5 protein-coding genes, 2 tRNA genes, 1 pseudogene and 1 riboswitch are annotated in these 7,210 nt (G+C 43.4%); all 8 genes and pseudogenes read right to left on the bottom strand.

Annotated features, from left to right (window positions below; translation table 11 throughout):
• Positions 1-371: 371 nt before the first annotated feature.
• Positions 372-511: pseudogene (locus GXZ17_RS02755) on the bottom strand (ATP-binding protein); the annotation flags it as partial.
• 328 nt (positions 512-839) lie between these two features.
• Positions 840-913 (bottom strand) — tRNA-Gln (locus GXZ17_RS02750).
• A gap of 50 nt (positions 914-963) precedes the next feature.
• Positions 964-1,051, bottom strand: a tRNA-Leu gene (locus tag GXZ17_RS02745).
• A gap of 74 nt (positions 1,052-1,125) precedes the next feature.
• The gene (locus GXZ17_RS02740) at positions 1,126-1,908 is read right to left on the bottom strand and encodes a sulfide-dependent adenosine diphosphate thiazole synthase (protein WP_409375761.1); all 783 of its coding nucleotides are present in this window, start codon (positions 1,906-1,908) and stop codon (positions 1,126-1,128) included.
• A gap of 5 nt (positions 1,909-1,913) precedes the next feature.
• Positions 1,914-3,206 (bottom strand): phosphomethylpyrimidine synthase ThiC, encoded by a 1,293-nt coding sequence (gene thiC / locus GXZ17_RS02735; RefSeq protein ID WP_409375760.1) that lies wholly within the window; start codon positions 3,204-3,206, stop codon positions 1,914-1,916.
• A 91-nt stretch (positions 3,207-3,297) separates the two neighbouring features.
• Positions 3,298-3,394: riboswitch (TPP riboswitch) on the bottom strand.
• 183 nt (positions 3,395-3,577) lie between these two features.
• Entirely contained in the window at positions 3,578-4,429 is an 852-nt protein-coding gene (locus GXZ17_RS02730) for a carbohydrate ABC transporter permease (RefSeq protein ID WP_409375759.1), read from the bottom strand.
• Between the two features lie 11 nt (positions 4,430-4,440).
• Positions 4,441-5,337: a carbohydrate ABC transporter permease gene (locus GXZ17_RS02725; RefSeq protein WP_409375758.1), complete on the bottom strand. Its 897-nt coding sequence runs from the start codon at positions 5,335-5,337 to the stop codon at positions 4,441-4,443.
• 45 nt (positions 5,338-5,382) lie between these two features.
• The gene (locus GXZ17_RS02720; RefSeq protein WP_409375757.1) at positions 5,383-6,639 is read right to left on the bottom strand and encodes an extracellular solute-binding protein; all 1,257 of its coding nucleotides are present in this window, start codon (positions 6,637-6,639) and stop codon (positions 5,383-5,385) included.
• Between the last annotated feature and the right edge of the window lie 571 nt (positions 6,640-7,210).

The following is a 7,210-nucleotide window of genomic DNA, read 5'->3' as shown; positions in this document are numbered from 1 at the left end:
TGGGGATGATAGAAACGTTCAGGGATGGCATCCCCTCCGTCATGCCTGAGATTTTTAATCAGGCATCCAAAAGCTTTAAAAACATCTGGATCCCTGATAGAGGCATTCAGGGACAGGCTAAAAACGGCTTAAAGATTGCCGGGGTGACGGCGAAAAGTTGAAGCCCCAAAAAGAGAGATTATCAGAGCTGGGATGTATTTTCCCAGCATTATTGATTTTTAGTTTTTCTATCTATTTTGCTTTTAATCTTACGCCGTAGGCTACCTGCTCCTCGTGACGACAAAAAAGGAGACTCCTCGCAGAGGTATATTTGGTAATATGAACTTGCAGCATTCCGGAAGTTAATTTTTGCAGCACCTTTAATTCTAGAACTAACAGTTCATAGTAGAATGAGGTAAAGGATAACTTGGTCCGGAAAAGACCAGTAAATGACCGTGGTGAACTAAACGGTCAATGATGGCGGCTGTCTTATCTCATCATAAAATATTCCATTCCACTTGCTGAATTCCAAAGGAGGTTTCTCACGGTGACAAAAAGCTTGAGTAGACAGCTATTACTCTATAAATTTGCAAAGAAGGGTTCTTCTCCTAAAAAGATATATAGGCATCCCGCGAGAAAAGGATAAGAGGCAATCAAAAGAAGTAAGTATTTGCTTTTGGAGGGCAAATGGTTTTATTTAACTGTGATTACCGAACACTTCTCTCCAGTCACTAAAGGCTCTTTTACCGAGAGCAACTGAATTGGAGAAGAGCCCAAGATGAAAATCGAGAGGTTTGTCTTAACCGAGGTTACGCCCGGTCAGGTAGGTCACTCAATAGGGAGATTGCGTTGGGAAAAGTTGGCTGAGAGGGGTGGATTCGAACCACCACTGCGTGATCCAGAGTCACGAGTCCTACCCTTAGACGACCTCTCAACCATTCCTTTTTTCCAATATACCGCCTTACCACCTTTGTGATTTTCAGGTGGTGCCGGGCGCGGGACTTGAACCCGCACGGGCATAAACCCACTACCCCCTCAAGATAGCGTGTCTTCCTGGTTCCACCAGCCCGGCTCACAGAGAATTATAACAAGGTAAAGCCCTCTCGTCAATGTTACAGACTACATACAGAAAATAAATTATTCGCCTTATCGGGAAAGCTCCTTTAAGATTAAGTGAGCGACCCTCTCACCTGAGAGAAGCATACCTCCAAAAATTGGCCCCATCCGGGGGCCTCCAAAAGTAGCATTACAAGCCATCCCAGTCACATAAAGGCCTGGAAATACCTCTCTGGTGTTCTCCAGAGTCAACCTTTCTGCTTCCTCAGGATTCATAAACTTCTCCCCTTCTATACTTCCTGTGGGAGTTGAGAGCTTTCCTGGAGCTTTTTTCTCTAACATAGCCACAACTTCAGTATCATGTCCTGTAGCATCTACGACAAATCGAGACCTCACCGAAAGCGGATCTACATGGAGACCGGCCAGGGAAGTAGCTGTCCAGTTGATGACCAGCCCTGAAATCTTATCGTCTTTTACCACTACATCTTCTGCACTCACACAGTTAAACACCGAAAGCCCGGCTTTCACTGCTTTACTCGTTATAGTGCTCACGCTTTCAACCGAAGAAGCTGTATAATAACCAGGTTCCTTATAAGGAACAGTTCGCACTCCAAATTCATCCAAAAGGTGCCTAGCGTCTTCTTGCACCACTATTTCATTAAATAACATTCCTCCACCCCACATCCCTCCGCCCACGCTTAGTTTCCTCTCATAAAGAGCCACCCGATGTCCTGCTTTAGCTAAGAAATATCCAGCCACAAGTCCCGAAGGCCCACCACCCACTATAGCCACATCAATATCCAAGTTATCCATCAACCTCTCAAAATAACGCTCCACTATCGCCTTAGTTATGGTGACCTCGTCTAATTTCATTTCTATCACTCCTTTTGTAATTCGTATGCTCCACGAACCATTTTCACAGCGCAAAGTTTACCGCACATAGTACAGGATTGCCGGTCAGAAGCTAAACTAAATTTACAGCGCACAAGCTCGGGGTCTAAAGCCTCCGCCATCATTCCTTCCCAATCCAGGCATTCCCGGGCAATGGAGATTCTTTTATCTCTTTCTATCGCCCCGGGCACATCTTTAGCTATGTCTCCCACGTGAGCGGCCACTCTCGCGGCCATAACACCCAGATATACATCGTTTTCATCTGGCAAACTGAGGTGCTCAGCTGGCGTCACATAGCACAGAAAATCTGCCCCTGCTGACGCCGCCAGCGCTCCACCTATCGCAGAGGTAATGTGGTCATATCCAGGAGCAATATCGGTGGGAATAGGTCCCAACACATAAAAAGGTGCTCCCTCGCATAAACGTTTTTGAAGCTGCACATGCGATTGAATATGAGAAAGTGGCACATGCCCCGGACCTTCAATCATAACCTGGACTCCCCTTGCCCTTGCTCGTTTTGATAGCTCAGCAAGGGTCATGAGCTCTTCAATCTGTGGGCCATCTATAGCATCGAGAATTGTCCCCGGCCTCAAGCCATCTCCTAAGCTCAAGGTTACATCATAGCGATGAGCAATCTCTAAAAGGTCATCAAAATGCTCGTAAAGAGGGTTTTCTTTACCAGTTTTCCGCATCCAGTAAAGATGAATTGAACCACCTCTACTGACGCAGGGCATAATACGCCCGGAAGAGTCAAGTTTACGAAAAGACTCACGCGTTATGCCACAGTGAACGGTGATGTAGTCTACACCCTGTCGGCATTGCTCTTCTATTGAGGTAAAAAGCATTTCTTCGGTCATCTTTTCCAGCGGTTCACCTCTTCGAGCCAGCTCTGCCGCCACAGCGTATATGGGTACAGCTCCCACCATGACCGGTGATTCCTCTAAGAAAAAAGACCTCAAAAGATGAAGGTCTCCCCCGGTCGAGAGGTCCATAATGGAGTCAGTTTGCGCTTTTATAGCAGCAGAAAGCTTGCGCTTTTCAAATTCAAGGTCTACACACTCATCACTCGTCCCCAGATTGGCATTCACTTTTGTCTTTAGCTTATGGCCAATTGCCTTTATGTGAGGGAAAGAATGATTCACGTTTTTGGGTAGAACCGCAACCCCTGCAGCTATGAGACGTGAGAGCTCTTCAGGACTTATCGCTTCATTCTGGGCGGCACAACGTACCTCTTCAGTTACAATGCCTGCCCTGGCAAAATCAAGCTGGGTTTTCAACATGTTATTCCTCCTGTATAATTTTAGAAGAGGAAAAAGCGACTGAAAAGAAGATAAAAAAAGCAGCTCAAAAACTAAACCGAAGCTATACTCTTAACTTCTTCCCGCCATTTCCTCCGCCAGTATTACCTGGATCAGGTTCAAGGGGTACATTCTCAGCCCGAGCTTCAAGAGCGCCCCCATGGCGACATACAAATTGCCTTCAGTAATACTACCACTGTTTCTTTTTTGCGTCAATCGGCTACACCGACCAGATGAGAAGGAGTAAACTTTCGTAAACCTAAAAAAAACATCTGGAAACATCACAACAAGAGCTTTTAGCAGGGAAACTGATATTTTGAATTTTTCTTTGCTGGTTTTGAAAAAAATAACAACTAACCCTTTACTGCTCCAGACAACAATCCTCCAACTATATATCTCTGAAAAACAAAAGCTATTAAAATCGGTGGTAAAGCTGCCAGAATACCTCCAGTAGCCATCATTCCGAAATCTATAGAATGTCTTCCCGAAAACTCGGCAATAGCGACCGGTATGGTCTTAGCCTGAGGAGTAGAGGTAAGAATAAGAGCAATGAAAAACTCTTCCCATGACATCAGGAAGGCAAAAAGTGAAGTGGCAACAATTCCAGGAGCAGAAAGAGGAAAAATAACTCGAAATAGCGTACCTAAGTGAGAACATCCATCGATTTTTGCAGCGTCTTCTAAGTCTTTGGGAATAGTATCAAAATAAGTGCGCATTAACCAGATTACAAATGGAACTAAAATAGCCGAATAAATCAGAATAAGAGCCTGTTTTGTATCGAGCATCTGGTATCTACTAAAAATCCGATAAATAGGAATTATCACCGCAATAGGCGGTAGCATATAAGAAAAAAGTAGGACGAAAAGGATTTTTTCTTTACCAGGAAATCGAAGGCGGGAAAAAGCATAGGCAGCCAATGACCCCAAAGAGACACAGATAATGGTAACAAAAAGTGCTATAAAAAAACTATTCCACATGGTTTTTCTGAACTCACTTTCTGGTCCTTGAGAAAAAAGTATTTCTCTATATCGCTCAAAGCTGGGCTTCTCAGGAAGCCAACGCAGAGGTATTTTCAGGAGTTCCTGTAAATTAGCAATACTAGATATGAATAACCAGAGAGGTGGTGCCAGAATAACAGCAGCCAGAATTATTGAAAATATACCAATAATAACCGAACGAATCCTCTTTTGACGCTTAATGCCCATCCTGATTCACCTCAATATTCCACTTGTCTTTGCATCAGCCTAGTGTACACTAGAGCAATCAAGGCAACAAACATGGTGATAATATAAGCCAGAGCAGCTCCCTTGCCAAAATTCAAGAACTTGAACGCCTCTTGATAGGTCAGGAAAGAAATTACCTTGGTAGCATTCGCTGGCCCGCCTTGAGTCATGATGTAGATAATATCAAAGACCCTGAAAGCATCCAGAGTTCTAAGCACCAGAACCACAAGGAAGGTGGGAGTAAGCAAGGGGATAAGTATACGAAAAACGTATGACTGCCAGCCTGCACCGTCCACCATCGCTGCCTCATAAAGCTCCTTGGGTATGGTCTGTAATCCTGCAAGAAGCAATAAAGCAACCAAAGGGGTTACCTTCCACACATCAGCTACAATTACACAGTGCATAGCGCTCCAGGGACGAGTTAGCCAGGCACGATAAGAATCTATGATACCAATCTGGGTTAAAAAAGCATTAAGCGCCCCATAATTAGCATTAAAAATCCACTTCCACATAATGGCATCTACTGTAATAGGTAAAGCCCAGGGCAATAATAAAAGACTCCTCAACAAACCTCTACCTTTGAATTCCTGGTTTAAAAGCAAGGCAATTAGAAAACCAAAAAGCATCTCGAGACCAATGGACACTACAGTAAAATAGACTGTCCTTCCTATAGAATCCCAAAAATAAGAGCTACTCAAAACTTCGATATAGTTTCTAAAACCTATAAAAGGAGTTCCTATATCTCCCCGAGTAAGTTCAATCTGAAAAAGGCTCATACAAAAAGAGAGAATCATGGGATAGAAGATTATAATACCTATAAAAACAAAAGCAGGAAGGATAAGAAGCCAGGCAAAATATGTTTCTTTTTTTCTAAAGTTTTTAGGTCTCATGAAGGTCTTCTACAGAGGGCGGGGTTTTTCCACCCCGCCCAAATATTAGCGATATCTTTCCATAACTTCTTTACATCTGGCTACTGCTTCATCCATAGCTTGCTCTGGAGCTTTAGCCCCGCTGAGTGCTGCCTGCAATTCCTCAACCATAATCACAGAAAATTGTGAATACCAGGAAAGTTGAGGACGATCAAACACGTAGGGAATCTGCTCTTTGGCAACTTTGATAATTTCGGGCTGTTGCGCTATAAGTTCTGGATCATCGTAAAGCGATTTCCATATAGGTAGAGCACTCTGGCTGTATTTTTTCTGAACCTCTCTGCTAGCAAGATAAGTCACATATTGCCAGGCTTCGTCCGGATTTTTACTGCTCTGCATAATACTCAAGCCCATACCACCATTGCAGGATGCACTTCTTCTTCCTTCTGGAAATCCAGGAACAAGAGTCAACACAGCATCTCCAGCAATCTGTGATTCTTGAGGATCGTTCACCAGGTTATACATATAGGTCCAGTTTAGAGCAAAAGCAGCCTGACCAGAGGAAAATACCCTTCTTACCTCTTCCGAGAAAGACTCTATACAAGCAGGATTGAAATAACCCTCTTTTGTATTATCAACCATAAATTTCAGCGCTTCGAGTGGAGCACCTTGATTCATAACCGGATTACCAGATTCATCAAATGGATACCCATCCATACCCACCACATATTGTAGCCATGCAACTACCAGTGATTCTGCCTGTCCCCAGGTATCGATAATAGGATACTGGACTATATTCGCTTCCTTGAGCTTTTTGGAAATTTCTATGACCTCAGGCCAATAAGCAGGAGAACTAGCTCCTACCTCCTCCAACATCTTCTTGTTATAAAACAAATACTCCCAGTCGTTGAGCCAGGGCATGCCATACAACCTACCCTTATAGGTTACCGCCGACAAAACTTCAGGGAAGATATCAGCTCGGTCTTCCTCAGGTAAACGGTCAGTCACGTCGAGAAGCCAACCTGCCCCAGCAAACTCGGCTGGCCAGATGCAGTCAACGAGAATTACATCGTAAGTGCTTACTCCACTAGCAGCAGAAACCACAATCTTATCATGAAGTTCCTCATAAGATACAAACGATAGTTTCACTTCTATGTCCGGGTTTTGTTTAAGAAATTCATCAGTCATATCACGAATCTCGCTTTCCTGATATCCAGCCTGTTTCATAAAAAGCCCACTAATTTCAATCTTGGCACCGGCTGAAACAACCAGCAAGGCAACGAGAAAAATCGCCGTTGTCACGACCACAAATATTTTTTTCACAATACTCCCTCCCTTAAAAAGTTTTCAAACATGATAAATATGGAACACTAGCCTACACACAAATTGTATGTTAAGGTAGATCCCCATGTCAAGGCAAAAAACTTTTAAGGTGGATCTCTCTAACCTGTTTGCCCGTATTTTCCTCTTCTCTTCTAACTCTCTGATTTGAACCCCTGCTTTCTTCAGTTCCTCAGCAAACTCATTGTAAACTGAAAACCCTGGTCAATGTTAAAAGGATGATATACTCATGCTTCTTTCGGATATCACCCATTTTTCTTATCTTTCTCCTTTTCCGTTTGCAGACTAAATACACCTTATTGCTCTGTCCAGTTTTCGGGGTCCATTATAAGACAATAAGATAAAAGAGGCTGTTATTGAAAAATATTTCGAGGAGGAAGATAACACATCACATTACGCAAGCTAATTTTTTAGCGGCCGCCTTCCTTTATAGTTTTCTGGTTCTTCTCCAGTTTTGTTGCTCTCTGCAAAGGAGTTTTTAATGATTGAAGAGGGGCATCCAATGCTATAAATCAAATAATGGATGAGGTCGTATACAGGACACCGCTTACTC

It is taken from the genome of Candidatus Sordicultor fermentans (genome assembly GCF_012728195.1).
Classification (GTDB): domain Bacteria; phylum Atribacterota; class Atribacteria; order Atribacterales; family Caldatribacteriaceae; genus Sordicultor; species Sordicultor fermentans.
The sequence above is the reverse complement of the archived record's forward strand: the minus strand, read 5'-3'. Positions and strand labels throughout refer to the sequence as shown.